Genomic DNA, 14,519 nt, shown 5'->3' on the forward strand with positions numbered 1-14,519 from the left:
CTAGGCGGCGCTCACCCTGTGCTAATATCGCGCCCCTGTTCATTTTGTATGTGGGTTGCTCCATGAAGTTGTCCATGCCGCGATTCGATCAAGCCCCTGTCTTGGTGGTCGGCGATGTCATGCTCGACCGTTACTGGCATGGCGGTACCTCACGGATTTCCCCTGAGGCGCCGGTACCGGTAGTCAAGGTCGAGCAAATCGAAGACCGCCCAGGCGGCGCTGCCAACGTTGCCCTTAATATTGCCGCCCTCGGCGCCCCGGCCTCCCTGGTGGGCGTGACCGGTGACGACGAAGCCGCCGACAGCCTGGCCAACAGCCTGCGCGGTGCTGGCGTGCGCGCGCTGTTCCAGCGCATCGCCCATCAGCCGACCATCGTCAAGCTGCGGGTCATGAGCCGTCACCAGCAATTGCTGCGTATTGATTTTGAAGAACCCTTCGCCACCGACGCCCTGGCCCTCAGTGGCCAGGTTGACGAGCTGCTCGAAGGCATCAAGGTGCTGGTGTTGTCGGACTACGGCAAAGGCGCCTTGAAGAACCACCAGGTATTGATCCAGGCCGCCAAGGCCAAAGGCATCCCGGTGCTGGCCGATCCCAAGGGCAAGGACTTCTCGATTTATCGCGGCGCCAGCCTGATCACGCCGAACCTCAGCGAGTTTGAAGCCATTGTCGGCGGTTGCGCCGATGAGCACGACTTGGTGACCAAGGGTGCAACGCTGATGGCCGATCTCGATCTGGGCGCCTTGCTGGTGACCCGTGGCGAGCACGGCATGACCTTGCTGCGTCCGGGCCACCCGGCGATGCACCTGCCGGCGCGAGCGCGTGAAGTGTTCGACGTCACCGGCGCCGGCGATACGGTTATTTCCACCCTGGCCGCCTCGATTGCCGCCGGTGAAGAACTGCCCCATGCGGTGGCCCTGGCCAACCTGGCAGCGGGTATCGTAGTCGGCAAGTTGGGTACGGCAGCCATCAGTGCACCGGAATTGCGTCGCGCGATCCAGCGCTCCGAAGGCTCGGAACGCGGTGTGCTGACGATTGAGCAATTGCTGCTGGCGATCGACGATGCCCGTGCCCACGGCGAAAGCATTGTGTTCACCAACGGCTGCTTCGACATCCTGCACGCCGGTCATGTGACGTACCTTGAGCAGGCGAGCGCCCAAGGCGATCGCCTGATCGTCGCGGTCAACGACGATGCGTCGGTCAGCCGCCTCAAAGGCCCTGGCCGCCCAATCAACAGTGTCGACCGTCGCATGGCGGTGCTGGCAGGCTTGGGCGCGGTGGACTGGGTGATCAGCTTCCCTGAAGCGACTCCGGAAAACCTGCTGGCCCAGGTCAAGCCGGACGTGCTGGTCAAGGGTGGCGACTACTCCGTCGACCAGGTCGTGGGGGCGGATATCGTCAGCGCCTACGGCGGCACGGTCAAAGTGCTGGGCCTGGTTGAGAACAGCTCGACTACGGCTATCGTCGAGAAGATCCGCAACAATGAGTAAACGGGTACTGATCACCGGTGGTGCAGGCTTTATCGGCTCGCACCTGGTCGATGGGCTGCTCGCTAAAGGCTACAGCGTGCGGGTGCTGGATAACCTCTCCACCGGCAAGCGCAGCAACCTGCCGTTGGACGATCCGCGCGTCGAACTGCTGGAAGGTAATGTGGCCGATGCCGAGCTGGTGGCGCGTGCCGCTGTCGGCGCGGCAGCGGTGGTGCACCTGGCGGCGGTGGCCTCGGTGCAGGCATCGGTGGATGATCCGGTCAGCACGCACCAGAGCAACTTCGTCGGCACCTTGAATGTCTGCGAAGCCATGCGCAAGGCTGGCGTCAAGCGTGTGGTGTATGCCTCCAGCGCTGCCGTCTATGGCAACAATGGCGAGGGTGCTTCGATTGATGAAGAAACCACCAAGGCGCCGTTGACGCCTTATGCGTCCGACAAATTGGCCGGTGAGTATTACTTCGACTTCTACCGCCGCCAGCATGGCCTGGAGCCGGTGATTTTCCGCTTCTTCAATATCTTCGGGCCGCGCCAGGATCCGTCATCGCCGTATTCGGGCGTGATCAGTATCTTCAGCGAACGCGTCCAGCAGGGCGTGCCGATTGCCGTGTTTGGCGATGGCGAGCAAACCCGTGACTTCATGTACGTGGAAGACCTGGTGGACGTATTGGTCCAGGCCGTAGAAGCGCCCGCCGCACCTTTGGGCGCAATCAACGTGGGCTGGAACCGCACCACCACCCTCAGGCAAGTGCTGCAAGCCCTGGAAGAAATAGTCGGCAAGTTGCCAACAGTGACTTACGGGCCGGCGCGTTCCGGGGATATCCGGCATTCGCGGGCGAACAACCAGCGGTTGTTAGCGAGCTTCACACTGCCGGAGCCTACCCCGTTGAAGGCTGGCCTGGAGCGCTTGCTCAAAGGCTGAACGCAATAAATTGTGGGAGCTGGATTGGATATCCATGCAATTTTCAAAGTGAAAGTGCGTAGCAGCTGTCGAGCCTTGGCGAGGCTGCGTTTGCGGCCTGTCTGACACACCGCTGACGCAGCCTCGCCAGGGCTCGACAGCTGCTACGCAGGCTCAAGATGTGTAGCTATCAATACTCATCACAGGTCTGCCAGCTCCCACATTGGGTTCGCGTTAAGCCTTGGCTTTTTTCTTCGGCACGATTTTGCGCAGCACCCGCTTTGCCAGGCGCTTCAATTTCGATTCTTTCTCCGGCACCGCGAGCCCTTGCTGGCGCAGCCAATCCTTCCAGCGAATCCGCTCCTCACGCACCACCCAGCCTTCCTGCTGGGCGAAGCTTTCTGCGAGGTACAAACCCCGCGTGCTCGCTGGATACAGCTGGTCCTTCTTGACGGTGTACAGCTCGGCCAGGGGTTGGCCGTCTTTGAGGGGCATCAGGTACAGGTCTGGCCGCTGGCGGTCCAGGCGCGCGACCAGTTGATCACCTTCCAGGCGCTCGTCCACATGGAACAGGCTCAGGGATTTGGCTTCCTTGGGCACTTCCAGGCGCAGGTCGTAAATCAATTGCAGCGATGCGGTGGGCAAGTGCACGTAGGCGCGCGGGCGCTCGATCAACTGGGTGGTGGCGCACCGTACCGGGCGGGCTGCACCGGACAAGGGGCTCAAGCGAAAGGGCAGGGCTTCGCGGTAATGCAGCGCGGCGGAGTAGGGCGCCGGCAGCCAGGTGTCATTGAAGCGCCCGCTGAGCCAGCCTTCCGGGGTCTCCAGCAGGCATTCTTCGGCAATTTCCTGGATGGCGGTGTGCAGCGGCAGGTTCAGTTCATGGGCGGGCACGTAGCCGGAGATCAGCTTGAGCACCACATCGCCACGGTCCTGCCGGCGTTGGCGCACCAGCACCCAGTAATCGCGATTCTGCCAATGCAGGGTCAGGCGTACCGAAACCCCCAGGTTGGCCAGTTCCAGGGCGAAGCGCTCGGGGTCGGCCACCTCCACCGGCTTGCGCCGTTGCAGGGTCTGGGCAAAGTTGAGCGGCATGCCGACGCTCTGGTAGCTCAGGCCTTCGGGGGTGGCTTCGACGTGCAGCGGCAGTGTTTTGAAGTTGCTGGGGTTTTTTCTTATGAGCGTACGCGGCATGTCGGCTCCTTCTTGCGACGGGGTCGGCCGCGTCGGCGGCATCAGAGTTGACGAATGACTTGGGCAGCGGTCGCCACGTTATGGGCCAGGTGCAGCGGATTAATGGTCCCGACAATAGCACTGGCGACGCCGGTTTGCGCAAACAACAACGTGAAACTGGCGCGAATTGGATCCACTCCAGACGCAAGGCAAACGTGACCACTGGCCAGGGCTTTTTTCACCAGGATGCCCTTGCCGTGTGCCGCCGCATACTCAATGACGGCTTTCTCGGCCTGTTCGTTCAAATTGTAGGTGACCATCGCGCAATCGCCCTGTTCCAGAGCCTTCACACCGCCTTCGACGGTTTTGCCGGAAAACCCGAAACCGCGAATCTTGCCTTCCTTTTTCAGCTCGGCCAGGGTTTGGTAGACCTCGCAGTCGTTGAGGATATGCAGGTCGTTGCCGTCGGAATGCACCAGCACCAGGTCGATAAAATCAGTTTCAAGGCGTTTCAGGCTGCGTTCGATCGACATCCGGGTATGAGCCGCGCTGAAGTCGTGGCTGGACGCGCCATTCTCGAACTCTTCACCGACCTTGCTGACAATCACCCAGTCCTTGCGCTGATCCCGCAGCAGCGGCCCCAGGCGTTCTTCACTCATGCCATAAGCCGGTGCGGTATCGATCAGGTTGATGCCCAGTTCACGGGCCTGACGCAACAGCATACGGGCCTCGTCGTCACCGGGAATCTGGAAACCGCTGGGGTATTTCACCCCTTGATCGCGACCCAGCTTGACGGTGCCCAGGCCCAGCGGCGAGACCAGCAGGCCGGTGCTGCCCAAGGGGCGATGCAGGTCATGCAGGGTTGGCAGGCTCATGGCAACAGTTGCTCCCAGGCAGGTACACCGATGGCGGGTTTGGGCAGGACGGGCAGTGGCTCGCTGGCGCTTGGGCGGATGCCATCACGCTCCAGGCTGTCGATCACCCGATCAGCGAAGTCAGGCGCCAACGCCAGCTTGGTCGGCCAGCCCACTAACAGGCGGCCTTGCTCGGCGATGAAGGCGTTGTCGGGGCGGGATAAGCCTGATTGCAATGGTTCGGCACGGTCGACGCGCAGGGTGGCCCATTGGGTCTGGCTCATGTCGATCCAAGGCAACAGCTGGGCAAGCTCTTTCTGCGCGGTGGCGATCTGTTCTTGCGGGGTGCGCGCCACGCCATCGGCTTCGGCAATGTCGCCGCCCATGTACCATACCCAATTGCCATCGGCCGCCGGGTGAGTGGTGACGGTGATGCGCGGCTTGGTCCCGCCGCCCAGGCAGTGGGCGTACAACGGCTTCAGGCCGGGCCCTTTGGCGATGATCATGTGCAATGGACGCTTTTGCATGGCTGGCTGGCTGAGGCCCAGCGCGGTCAGCAAATCTGCCGTGCCGGCGCCGGCGCTCAACACGATGCGCTGGGCGCGAATCGCGCGACCGTCGACCTTCAAACCCACCAGCGCGTCGCCTTCCAGCAACGGTTCAATCTGTTGCCCGGCGAGCAACCCGTCGCCGGCCAATTGTGCCAGGCGTTCGATCAGGCTCGGTACATCCACCACCAGTTCGGCCAAGCGATAGACCTTGCCTTTGAAACGGCGGTCTTGCAGGGCGGGTGGCAGGTCATTGCCCTTGACCTGGTCGACGCGGCCGCGCACGGCCTTGCTGGCGAAGAAACTGGTGAGGTTGCCAGCGAGCGTGCCGGGGGACCACAGGTAATGGGCCTCGGACAGCAAGCGTACGCCGGACAAATCCAGTTCACCGTTACCTGCCAGCGCTTCACGCCAGCGGCGCGGCATATCGGCAATCGCTTCGGAAGCGCCGGTAAGGGCACCGTGCAGGGCGTATTTCGCACCGCCGTGAATGATCCCCTGGGACTTCACGCTTTGCCCGCCACCCAGGGTGGCGCTTTCCACGACCACCGTGGAAAAGCCCTGGCGGCGCAGGCGCGCATTCAGCCAGAGGCCGGCAACCCCGGCGCCGACAATCAGAACGTCGGTGGAAATAACGGATGGCATGGGCGACCTCTCTTCAAAACAAGGCGCCAAGTATACATTCTCAAGGCATGCGCACCGTAGGCGCTGTCGAGCTTCAGTGAGGCTGCGAATTCTGGATTCAGTTAAGTTTTAAGTGAACAATCAGTGCCCGGCGGTTTTCGAGAACAATTGAATGACCACCACGCCCAGTACAATCAGGCCCATTCCCAGCATCGCCGGGATATCCAGCTTTTGCCCATAAATAAACAGCGCCGCGATGCTCACCATCACAATGCCCATCCCGGCCCACACCGCGTAGGCCACGCCGACCGGTACCGTGCGCACCACCAACGTCAGCATCCAGAACGCCACGCCGTAACCGACGATCACCAGCAGCAGGGGAATTGGCGTGCTCCAGCCCTTGATGGCCTTCATCGAAACGGTGGCGATCACTTCCGAGCAGATGGCAATGGCCAAGTAGTAGTAGGCGGCGTTCATGGGTCAATCCTCGGGGTAAAGCAATCAGATAAGGCTGGCATTTTAGAGTTTTATCAGATGGGGTAAAGTCATTACCTATCCGAATTAGAGATGGGTTGAGCCATGAGCGTGCAGTGGGATCTGGAGCAGATGCGCCTATTTGTCAGCGTCGCCGAGCTGCGTTCGTTTTCGGCGGTGGCGCGTGAGCAGCGCAAGGCCCAATCGGCCGTCAGCAATGCGATTGCCATGCTGGAGGCGGACCTGGGCGTCAGCCTGTTCGAGCGCAGCAGTGGCCGCCAACCGCGGCTGACTGAAGCCGGCAGCGTGTTGCTGGAAGAAGCACGCGAAGTGCTGCGCCAATGCGAGCGGCTCAATGGCCGGGCGCTGTCATTGACGCGCGGCGAGGAGGCTTGCCTGCGCCTGGCTCAGGATGAAGCCATGTTGTTCCAGCCTGTCCTTGATAGCCTTGAGGCGCTGGCGGGGCAGTACCCGCTGCTGGAAGTGCAACTGTCCAGCGCCGCCCAGGGTGATGTCGCGCGCAAGTTGGTGGAGCGCAAGGCGGACCTGGGCCTGTTGTTCTATCACGACCAGATCCCCGAAGCACTCGAGCGGCGAGTAGTCGGCAGTGTGGAGATGGTCACGGTATGCGGTGTCAATCACCCGCTGGCCAAGGAAAAGTACGTGGATTGCCAGCGCCTGGCGCAATTTCGCCAACTGCTGATGTCGACCCAGACCAGCGTTTACCCCGGCAGTGAAGCCGCCAGCCCGCTGGTGTGGCGCGCCGACAGTTTCTACGTGCTGGCCGAATGGCTGATGAGTGGCCTGGGCTGGGCCTGGCTGCCCCGGCATATCGTGCAGTACCCGACTTATCAGCAACAAATGGTCGAATTGGACAGCGAATGGACGCCGCCAGCCCTGGTGGTGGAATTGGTGTGGCGCCGCGACGAGCACTTGGGGCCCGCCGCGCGCTTCCTGGCCAAACGTTTTGCTGAGTGCTTGCAGGCGATCGACTGAAAAAGCCGATAAACTCCGGCGCCATGAATAGAACTCTCTACAGCTGTCTGTTTTACCTGGCGCTGCCGTTGGTGGCTTTACGTCTGTGGTTACGTGCGCGCAAGGCGCCGGCCTATGCCAACCGCGTCGGCGAGCGCTTTTCCTATGGCTTGCCGGTGATGCGACCGGGCGGGATCTGGGTGCATGCGGTGTCGGTGGGCGAAAGCATCGCTGCTGCGCCGATGGTTCGGGGGTTGCTTGCGCGTTATCCAGAGCTGCCCATCACCGTCACCTGCATGACGCCCACCGGTTCCGAGCGCATCCAGGCGCTGTTCGCCAACGAGCCGCGCATTCAGCACTGCTACTTGCCGTATGACTTGCCGTGCGCGGCCAAGCGTTTTCTTGATCGTGTGCAGCCGAAACTCGCGGTGATCATGGAAACCGAGCTGTGGCCCAACCATATCCACGCCTGCGCCCAGCGCGGGATTCCGGTGGCGTTGGCGAATGCGCGGCTGTCGGCGCGCTCGGCCAAGGGGTATGCACGTTTCGCCAAGCTGACGGCGCCGATGCTGTCTGAGCTGAGCCTGTTCGCCGTACAGACGCACACCGAAGCCCAGCGCTTCCTGAACCTGGGAGCTCGTGCGGAAACCGTCGAAGTCACCGGCTCGATCAAGTTCGACCTGACTATCGACCCCCAGTTACCGGTGCGTGCGGCCGCATTGCGCGAACAATGGGGCGCCAGCGAGCGTCCGGTGTGGATCGCCGCCAGCACCCACGAAGGTGAAGATGACGTGGTGCTGGCTGCCCATCGCCAATTGCTCGACAGCTATCCCAACGCGCTGCTGATTCTGGTGCCGCGCCATCAGGAACGCTTCGGTCCGATGTTTGAACTGTGCGAGCAGCAAGGCTTTGCTACCGTGCGCCGTTCCCGCGGCGAACCGGTTACCGCGCAAACGTCAGTGTTGCTCGGCGATACCATGGGTGAGCTGCTGTTTCTCTATGCGTTGGCCGACAGCGCGTTTGTTGGCGGCAGCCTGGTGGCGACCGGCGGGCACAATCCTTTGGAGCCGGCAGCGTTGGCCAAACCCGTGATCATGGGGCCGCACGTGTTCAACTTCCTCGAAATCACCGCAATGATGCGTGAAGCCGGTGCGTTGCGAGAGGTGGACGATGCCCAAGGACTGGTCGAAGCCGTGCGACAGTTGTTCGAACTGCCACAGGATGCACGCAAGATGGCCCAGGCTGGCCTTGAGGTGATGCAGGCCAATCAGGGCGCGCTCAAGCGTTTGTTGGATGGTTTGGACAAATTGCTTACCCGCTGACAACACCAATCAAATGTGGGAGCGGGCTTGCTCGCGAATGCGGTGTATCAGTACCAGATGTACTGGCTGACACACCGCATTCGCGAGCAAGCCCGCTCCCACAATTAGTTATACGGTGTGTTTAATAGCCGGGGCGAGCCTTCAACTGTTCGGCCGCGGCCTTGGCCAAATCCGGCGGCAGGAAGTCTTTATCCGGGTTGTAGTCAACCTTGAGGTAGCGCGCCAGGTCCTGCAGATCCCCTGGGTTCAAGGTGCCCGCTGCCTGCTTCAAACGCAGGTTGTCGAGGATGTAGTCGTAGCGGCTGTTGTTGTAGTTACGCACCGATGCGTAGAGCTGGCGCTGTGAATCCAGTACGTCAACGATATTGCGCGTCCCCACCTGATAGCCGATTTCCGTGGCTTCCACCGCGCTCTGGTTAGAGATGATCGACTGGCGGCGCGCCTGTACCTGTTCCACATCAGTGTTTACCGCACGGTGCAGGTTGCGCGTGTTTTCCACCACCTGGCGGCGCAGGCCTTCGCGTTGCTGCTCGGTCTGGCCCAGGCGCGAGTAGGATTCACGCACCTGCGAGCTGGTCAGGCCGCCGCTGTAGATCGGGATGGTCAACTGCAAGCCGATGGTCCGGCGCGAGGCGTCGCCGTGATAGTCCGGGCCGAAAGCGTTGGGATTGCTGGCGCCGAGGGCATCGTTGTCACCCTTTTGGTACTGCGCCACCGCATCAAGGGTTGGAGCATGCCCGGCCTTGCGTTGCTTGAGGGTCTCTTCGGCGGCGGTGACGGCGTAGTTGCTGGCGAGGAGGTTAAGGTTCTGGCGACCTGCCGTTTCGACCCAGCTTTTGGCGTCGTTCGGTGCCGGCGGCAGCACTGGCAACGTGTGGACAATGCCCTGGATCGAGTTGTACTGACGGTTTGTCAGGGTAATCAATGCTTCGAAAGCATCATCCACCTGGCGCTGGGCGACAATGCGATTGGCGCGCGCCGTGTCATAGCTGGCCTGGGATTGCAGTACGTCAGTTTTGTCCGACAAACCGACGTCGAAACGTTCGTTGGATTGATCCAGTTGGCGCTTGAACGCTGCTTCTTCTGCCTTGGTCGTCGCCAGATTGTCCTGGGCTCGCAGCACGCTGAAGTAGCTTTCGGCGCTTTGCAGGATCAGGTTCTGTTCGGTGGCCGAGAGTTGCAGCGCTGCCTGTTCGTTGACGGCTTCAGCGGCTTGCAATTGAAACCAGCGGTCGGCACGGAATATCGGTTGGCTCAAGGTCGCGCGCCAGGAATGAGCGTCACGGTCAATCTTGGCGGCGGGCTGATCAAATTCATTGCGCACACTATTGGAATCGGCGCCAGCCGACAGGTTAGGCAGCAGCCCGGCGCGGGCCTGGGGCACCACTTCCTTCTGTGCGCCATATTGAGCGCGGGCGGCGGCCAAGTCGGCGTTGTTGTCTACAGCTTCCTGGTAGACGCTGACCAAGTCGGTTTTGGTCGACAGGGGCGCTTCAGCTGCCCAGACCATTCCGTTGGTTGCACAAGACACGGCGAGCGCCAGTGAAAGTTTGCGCAGCATGGGCAATCCCTAGATTGAATATTACGATTATAATTTGGTGCTCAAGGCTAAGACGAGTAATCCATAGCGTCAAGCCTTGAGGCAGTTGCCGAGTGTAGTGGCGCTGCCATTGCACAACAATCCTGTAATTGCGCCATTCATCACGCTGAATGCTCGGGTGTTGGCAATTTGCCCACGGCATGGTCTAGACTGGCCGCGTTCTTGTCGGGGTGCCTTGTTGGAAGGCTGAGATCGGTAAATACCGGATCCCGTTGAACCTGATCAGGTTAGCACCTGCGTAGGGAACAAGATTTCTCGTCACCCGGCGAGTCCTCTTGTGCTTCGTCCGGGATGTTGTTCGACAATCGAACAGCGCTCGTGCGCCAAGCACAGCACTGGTTTCAGTGCGTCCATCCGTCACAGGTTCGCTCCGACAAAAATCCACCGCCTGGATAAGTTGGAGAGCCCGTGATGAGCACAGAAATAAAAAGTACAAAACTGAAAAACACCGTGCACCTGAGTGAATCGGCCAAGGTCGACTCCGGCTCCGTGCAGCCGTTTACCCGCTCGCAAAAAATCTACGTGCAGGGCACTCGCCCGGACATCCGCGTGCCGATGCGCGAAATCAGCCTGGACGTGACCCCCACCGATTTCGGCGGTGAAATCAACGCCCCCGTCGTCGTCTACGACACCTCCGGCCCCTACACCGACCCCAATGTGATCATTGATGTGCGCAAAGGCCTGGGCGATGTACGTTCGCCGTGGATCGAAGTGCGTGGCGATACCGAGCGCCTGCCCGGCCTGAGCTCGCACTTCGGCCAACAGCGTTTGAGTGATGCCGAGTTGACCGCGCTGCGCTTCGCCCACGTTAAGAACCCGCGCCGCGCCAAGGCCGGCGCCAACGTCACGCAGATGCACTACGCGCGCAAAGGCATCATCACTGCCGAGATGGAATACGTTGCCATCCGCGAAAACATGAAGCTTGAAGAAGCCCGCGCCAGTGGCCTGCTGGACCAGCAACACGCCGGCCACAGCTTTGGCGCCAGCGTACCGAAGATCATCACCCCGGAATTCGTGCGCGAAGAAATCGCCCGTGGCCGTGCAATCATCCCGGCCAACATCAACCACACCGAACTGGAACCGATGATCATCGGCCGTAACTTCCTGGTGAAGATCAACGGCAACATCGGCAACAGCGCCCTGGGTTCGTCCATCGAAGAAGAAGTGGCGAAACTGACTTGGGGCATTCGCTGGGGCTCGGACACCGTGATGGACTTGTCCACCGGCAAGCACATCCACGAAACCCGCGAGTGGATCATCCGCAACTCGCCGGTGCCGATCGGTACCGTGCCGATTTACCAGGCCCTGGAAAAAGTCGGCGGCGCCGCCGAAGACCTGACCTGGGAGCTGTTCCGCGACACGCTGATCGAGCAGGCCGAGCAGGGCGTCGATTACTTCACCATTCACGCCGGCGTGTTGCTGCGCTACGTGCCGCTGACCGCCAAGCGCGTCACCGGCATTGTGTCCCGTGGCGGCTCGATCATGGCCAAGTGGTGCCTGGCGCACCACAAAGAGAACTTCACCTACACGCATTTCGACGAAATCTGCGAAATCATGAAGGCCTATGACGTCAGCTTCTCCCTTGGCGATGGCCTGCGGCCCGGTTCGATTGCTGACGCCAACGACGCCGCGCAGTTCGGCGAGCTGGAAACCCTCGGCGAACTGACCAAGACCGCCTGGAAGCACGACGTGCAGACCATGATCGAAGGCCCCGGCCACGTGCCGATGCAGTTGATCAAGGAAAACATGGACAAGCAGCTCGAGTGCTGCGACGAAGCACCGTTCTACACACTCGGCCCGCTGACCACGGACATTGCGCCGGGTTATGACCACATCACCTCCGGCATCGGTGCGGCGATGATCGGTTGGTTCGGTTGCGCGATGCTCTGCTACGTCACGCCCAAGGAACACCTGGGTTTGCCAAACAAGGATGACGTGAAGACCGGGATCATCACCTACAAGATCGCTGCGCACGCGGCTGACCTTGCAAAAGGCCATCCAGGCGCGCAAATCCGCGATAACGCCTTGAGCAAGGCGCGCTTCGAGTTCCGCTGGGAAGACCAGTTCAACCTTGGCCTGGACCCGGACACTGCGCGTTCGTATCACGATGAAACCCTGCCGAAGGATTCGGCCAAGGTCGCGCATTTCTGCTCGATGTGCGGGCCGAAGTTCTGCTCGATGAAAATCACTCAGGAAGTGCGTGAGTACGCGGCCAACCAGCGCATTGAAGCGGTGGATGTCGATGTAGCCAAGGGCTTGGCGGAACAGGCGGAGCGGTTCAAGCAGGAAGGGAGTCAGCTGTACAAGAAGGTCTGATCCAGAGGCGGCGGTGACTGTGTCGCCGCCATCGCGGGCAAGCCCGGCTCCCACATTAACCGAGTGGTGCACATATCTTGTGTTCACAGCAGGTCCCCTGTGGGAGTCGGGCTTGCCCGCGATAGCGATCTCCCAAACAACAAATGTTCTTCAGAGATAACACCCTTGAGCATTCAACCCAGCACCTACTCCCCGGACATCGCGGTCCCCGCTGACAAACGCGTCTTCGGCGCCCGCGACCTGTTCTCCCTCTGGTTCTCCCTCGGCATCGGCCTGATGGTCCTGCAAACCGGCGCACTGCTCGCGCCGGGCCTGGGCTTGTCCGGCTCTTTGCTGGCAATCTTCCTCGGCACCCTGGTCGGTGTGCTGTTGTTGGCCGCCGTTGGCGTGATCGGCAGTGACACCGGCCTGTCCGCCATGGCCGCCCTCAAGCTCAGCCTCGGCACCAAAGGCGCGAGCCTGCCGGCGCTGCTCAACCTGCTGCAACTGATCGGCTGGGGCTCGTTCGAAATCATCGTGATGCGCGACGCCGCCAGCCTGTTGGGCATGCGGGCGTTCAGCGACGGCAGCCTGCTGGCCAGTCCTTTGTTATGGACCCTGTTTTTCGGCGGTTTGGCGACTCTGCTGGCCGTCAGCGGCCCACTGACCTTCGTAAGGCAAATCCTGCGCAAATGGGGCATCTGGCTGTTGCTTGCCGCCTGCCTGTGGCTCACCTGGAACCTGTTCGCCAAAGCCGACCTCGCCGCACTCTGGGCCCAGGCTGGAGACGGCTCTATGCCGTTTGCAGTGGGATTCGATATTGCTATCGCCATGCCGCTGTCGTGGCTGCCGCTGATCGCCGATTACTCACGCTTCGGCAAACGCGCAAAAAGTGTGTTCGGCGGCACTGCACTTGGGTTCTTTATCGGTAATTTCTGGCTGATGAGCCTGGGCGTGGCGTACACCCTGGCATTTGCGCCGAGCGGTGAAGTGAATGCGCTATTGCTGGCGTTGGCCGGGGCTGGCCTGGGCATTCCGCTTTTATTGATTCTGTTGGATGAATCGGAAAACGCCTTTGCCGATATTCACTCGGCGGCAGTCTCCAGCGGGATATTGTTGCGCTTGAAGATCGAGCACCTGGCGTTGGCCATTGGCGTTATCTGCACCCTGATCGCCTGCTTTGCACCGTTGGCTCAGTACCAGAATTTCCTGCTATTGATCGGCTCGGTGTTTGCGCCGCTGTTTGGCGTGGTGCTGGTGGATCACTTTATCCTGCGCCGCCGCGGCCAAGGCGCAATCGCCAACCTGCGCTGGCCGGCGTTATTGGCCTGGCTGGGTGGCATCGCGACTTACCACCTGCTGGCCAATCTGTATCCGGACATCGGCGCGACCCTGCCGGCACTGGTGCTGGCAGGGCTGTTGCAGTGGATCCTGGGTCGGATCTTCAGCGGCGCGCGGGCACCAGCTCAGGCCTGAGGATGCCGTCCAGGCGCGAGTAGGGGATCTGCAGCTCGACATGGCCCAAGGCATAGGGGGCGATCGTGGTGGTCGGGTACTTGAGGATCACACCACCATAGGTCAGCGCCACGTTCGGGGTTTTCTGGAAGGGGTAGGTTTTCACAAACTCCGGCTCCAGGCTCAGGCGGGTGCTGATCAGCCAGCTGTTGTGGGCCACCTGGGCGGCTTTCCAGAACGCGTCTTCCTTGCCGGGCAGCAGCATGTCGGTCAGGGTCAGCGCCTTTTGCTGCTGGCGCGAATAGTTGATGAACGCACGGCCTGGTTCGCCGTGGGTAGCACCTTGGTCCAGGTAGCTGGACAGCTCGATGATCACCAGACCGTCATGCTGCTCCCGTACCTTGGCCTGCAAATACATGCTATTGCGCGGTGCAGCGGTGCGCAGGAACTGCTCGCTATACGACGCAAGGCTCGTCGGCAGTGGGTCGGCTTGTGTCATTTCCAGCAGGCGCTGTTCGATCAAGGCATCCAGCTTGGGTTCTTTGGCAAAATGCACGGTGTCGATATTCACCAGCGGGCAATCGGTGCTGGCGCAGCCCGGCTTGCTTTGCTCGGTGGCGTCGCGGGTGGCTTCCAGCGGCGCGCGATAGCTCGGTTGGAACAGGCTTTGGCAGGCACCCAGGGTCAATGCGATGCAGGCCACGGAGGCGATTTTTAAAAGCGACATGTAGGGTCTTCGTCCGTCGATAAGAGCGAAATTGTGCAGCTTCGACTACCGGCAAGGCAGTCAGTTCGCCACTAAGCTGATTAGAGT

12 protein-coding genes and 1 riboswitch are annotated in these 14,519 nt (G+C 61.1%); of the genes, 6 read left to right on the top strand and 6 right to left on the bottom strand.

Annotated features, from left to right (window positions below):
* Nucleotides 1–62: 62 nt before the first annotated feature.
* Together hldE and AB4O35_RS08400 are read left to right on the top strand one after the other, a co-directional pair.
* Nucleotides 63–1,487: a bifunctional D-glycero-beta-D-manno-heptose-7-phosphate kinase/D-glycero-beta-D-manno-heptose 1-phosphate adenylyltransferase HldE gene (gene hldE / locus AB4O35_RS08395; RefSeq protein WP_065945550.1), complete on the top strand. Its 1,425-nt coding sequence runs from the start codon at nucleotides 63–65 to the stop codon at nucleotides 1,485–1,487.
* Complete coding sequence (locus tag AB4O35_RS08400) at nucleotides 1,480–2,406, top strand: NAD-dependent epimerase/dehydratase family protein (RefSeq protein WP_065945549.1); 927 nt, start codon at nucleotides 1,480–1,482, stop codon at nucleotides 2,404–2,406. The genes hldE and AB4O35_RS08400 overlap by 8 nt, the downstream gene beginning before the upstream one ends.
* A 213-nt stretch (nucleotides 2,407–2,619) precedes the next feature.
* Here AB4O35_RS08400 and AB4O35_RS08405 read toward each other — a convergent pair whose 3' ends face one another.
* The 4 genes from AB4O35_RS08405 to AB4O35_RS08420 all read right to left on the bottom strand — a co-directional run bounded on the left by AB4O35_RS08405 (nucleotide 2,620) and on the right by AB4O35_RS08420 (nucleotide 6,061).
* Nucleotides 2,620–3,579 (bottom strand): metal ABC transporter ATPase, encoded by a 960-nt coding sequence (locus AB4O35_RS08405; RefSeq protein ID WP_065875245.1) that lies wholly within the window; start codon nucleotides 3,577–3,579, stop codon nucleotides 2,620–2,622.
* 41 nt (nucleotides 3,580–3,620) lie between these two features.
* A complete protein-coding gene (locus AB4O35_RS08410) occupies nucleotides 3,621–4,433 on the bottom strand; it encodes an aldo/keto reductase (RefSeq protein WP_065945548.1) in 813 nt (270 codons plus the stop codon).
* Nucleotides 4,430–5,605 carry an NAD(P)/FAD-dependent oxidoreductase gene (locus AB4O35_RS08415; protein WP_065875243.1) on the bottom strand — a complete coding sequence of 392 codons (1,176 nt, stop codon included), beginning with the start codon at nucleotides 5,603–5,605 and terminating at the stop codon, nucleotides 4,430–4,432. Before AB4O35_RS08415 ends, AB4O35_RS08410 begins: the two co-directional genes overlap by 4 nt.
* 120 nt (nucleotides 5,606–5,725) lie before the next feature.
* Nucleotides 5,726–6,061: a DMT family transporter gene (locus AB4O35_RS08420; RefSeq protein ID WP_049710328.1), complete on the bottom strand. Its 336-nt coding sequence runs from the start codon at nucleotides 6,059–6,061 to the stop codon at nucleotides 5,726–5,728.
* A gap of 102 nt (nucleotides 6,062–6,163) precedes the next feature.
* Here AB4O35_RS08420 and AB4O35_RS08425 point away from each other — a divergent pair, with 102 nt between their 5' ends.
* Both AB4O35_RS08425 and waaA read left to right on the top strand, forming a co-directional pair.
* Complete coding sequence (locus AB4O35_RS08425) at nucleotides 6,164–7,054, top strand: LysR family transcriptional regulator (RefSeq protein WP_065875242.1); 891 nt, start codon at nucleotides 6,164–6,166, stop codon at nucleotides 7,052–7,054.
* A gap of 23 nt (nucleotides 7,055–7,077) precedes the next feature.
* Complete coding sequence (gene waaA, locus AB4O35_RS08430) at nucleotides 7,078–8,355, top strand: lipid IV(A) 3-deoxy-D-manno-octulosonic acid transferase (protein WP_065945547.1); 1,278 nt, start codon at nucleotides 7,078–7,080, stop codon at nucleotides 8,353–8,355.
* A 121-nt stretch (nucleotides 8,356–8,476) separates the two neighbouring features.
* Here waaA and AB4O35_RS08435 read toward each other — a convergent pair whose 3' ends face one another.
* Nucleotides 8,477–9,916 (bottom strand): TolC family outer membrane protein, encoded by a 1,440-nt coding sequence (locus AB4O35_RS08435; RefSeq protein WP_049710325.1) that lies wholly within the window; start codon nucleotides 9,914–9,916, stop codon nucleotides 8,477–8,479.
* Nucleotides 9,917–10,111: 195 nt separating this feature from the next.
* Nucleotides 10,112–10,217: riboswitch (TPP riboswitch) on the top strand.
* A 149-nt stretch (nucleotides 10,218–10,366) separates the two neighbouring features.
* On the opposite strand from AB4O35_RS08435, the gene thiC reads away from it, so the two are divergent.
* Both thiC and cytX read left to right on the top strand, forming a co-directional pair.
* On the top strand, nucleotides 10,367–12,271 hold the full coding sequence (gene thiC, locus AB4O35_RS08440; protein ID WP_065874378.1) for a phosphomethylpyrimidine synthase ThiC: 1,905 nt from the start codon (nucleotides 10,367–10,369) through the stop codon (nucleotides 12,269–12,271).
* A 165-nt stretch (nucleotides 12,272–12,436) separates the two neighbouring features.
* Nucleotides 12,437–13,726, top strand: coding sequence for a putative hydroxymethylpyrimidine transporter CytX (gene cytX / locus AB4O35_RS08445; RefSeq protein ID WP_065945546.1), 1,290 nt, complete (start codon nucleotides 12,437–12,439; stop codon nucleotides 13,724–13,726).
* On the opposite strand, the gene AB4O35_RS08450 is transcribed toward cytX, so the two are convergent.
* Complete coding sequence (locus AB4O35_RS08450) at nucleotides 13,695–14,432, bottom strand: RsiV family protein (protein ID WP_065889111.1); 738 nt, start codon at nucleotides 14,430–14,432, stop codon at nucleotides 13,695–13,697. The genes cytX and AB4O35_RS08450 overlap by 32 nt on opposite strands.
* Nucleotides 14,433–14,519 lie beyond the last annotated feature (87 nt).

The organism is Pseudomonas sp. H1_A03 (assembly GCF_054685145.1).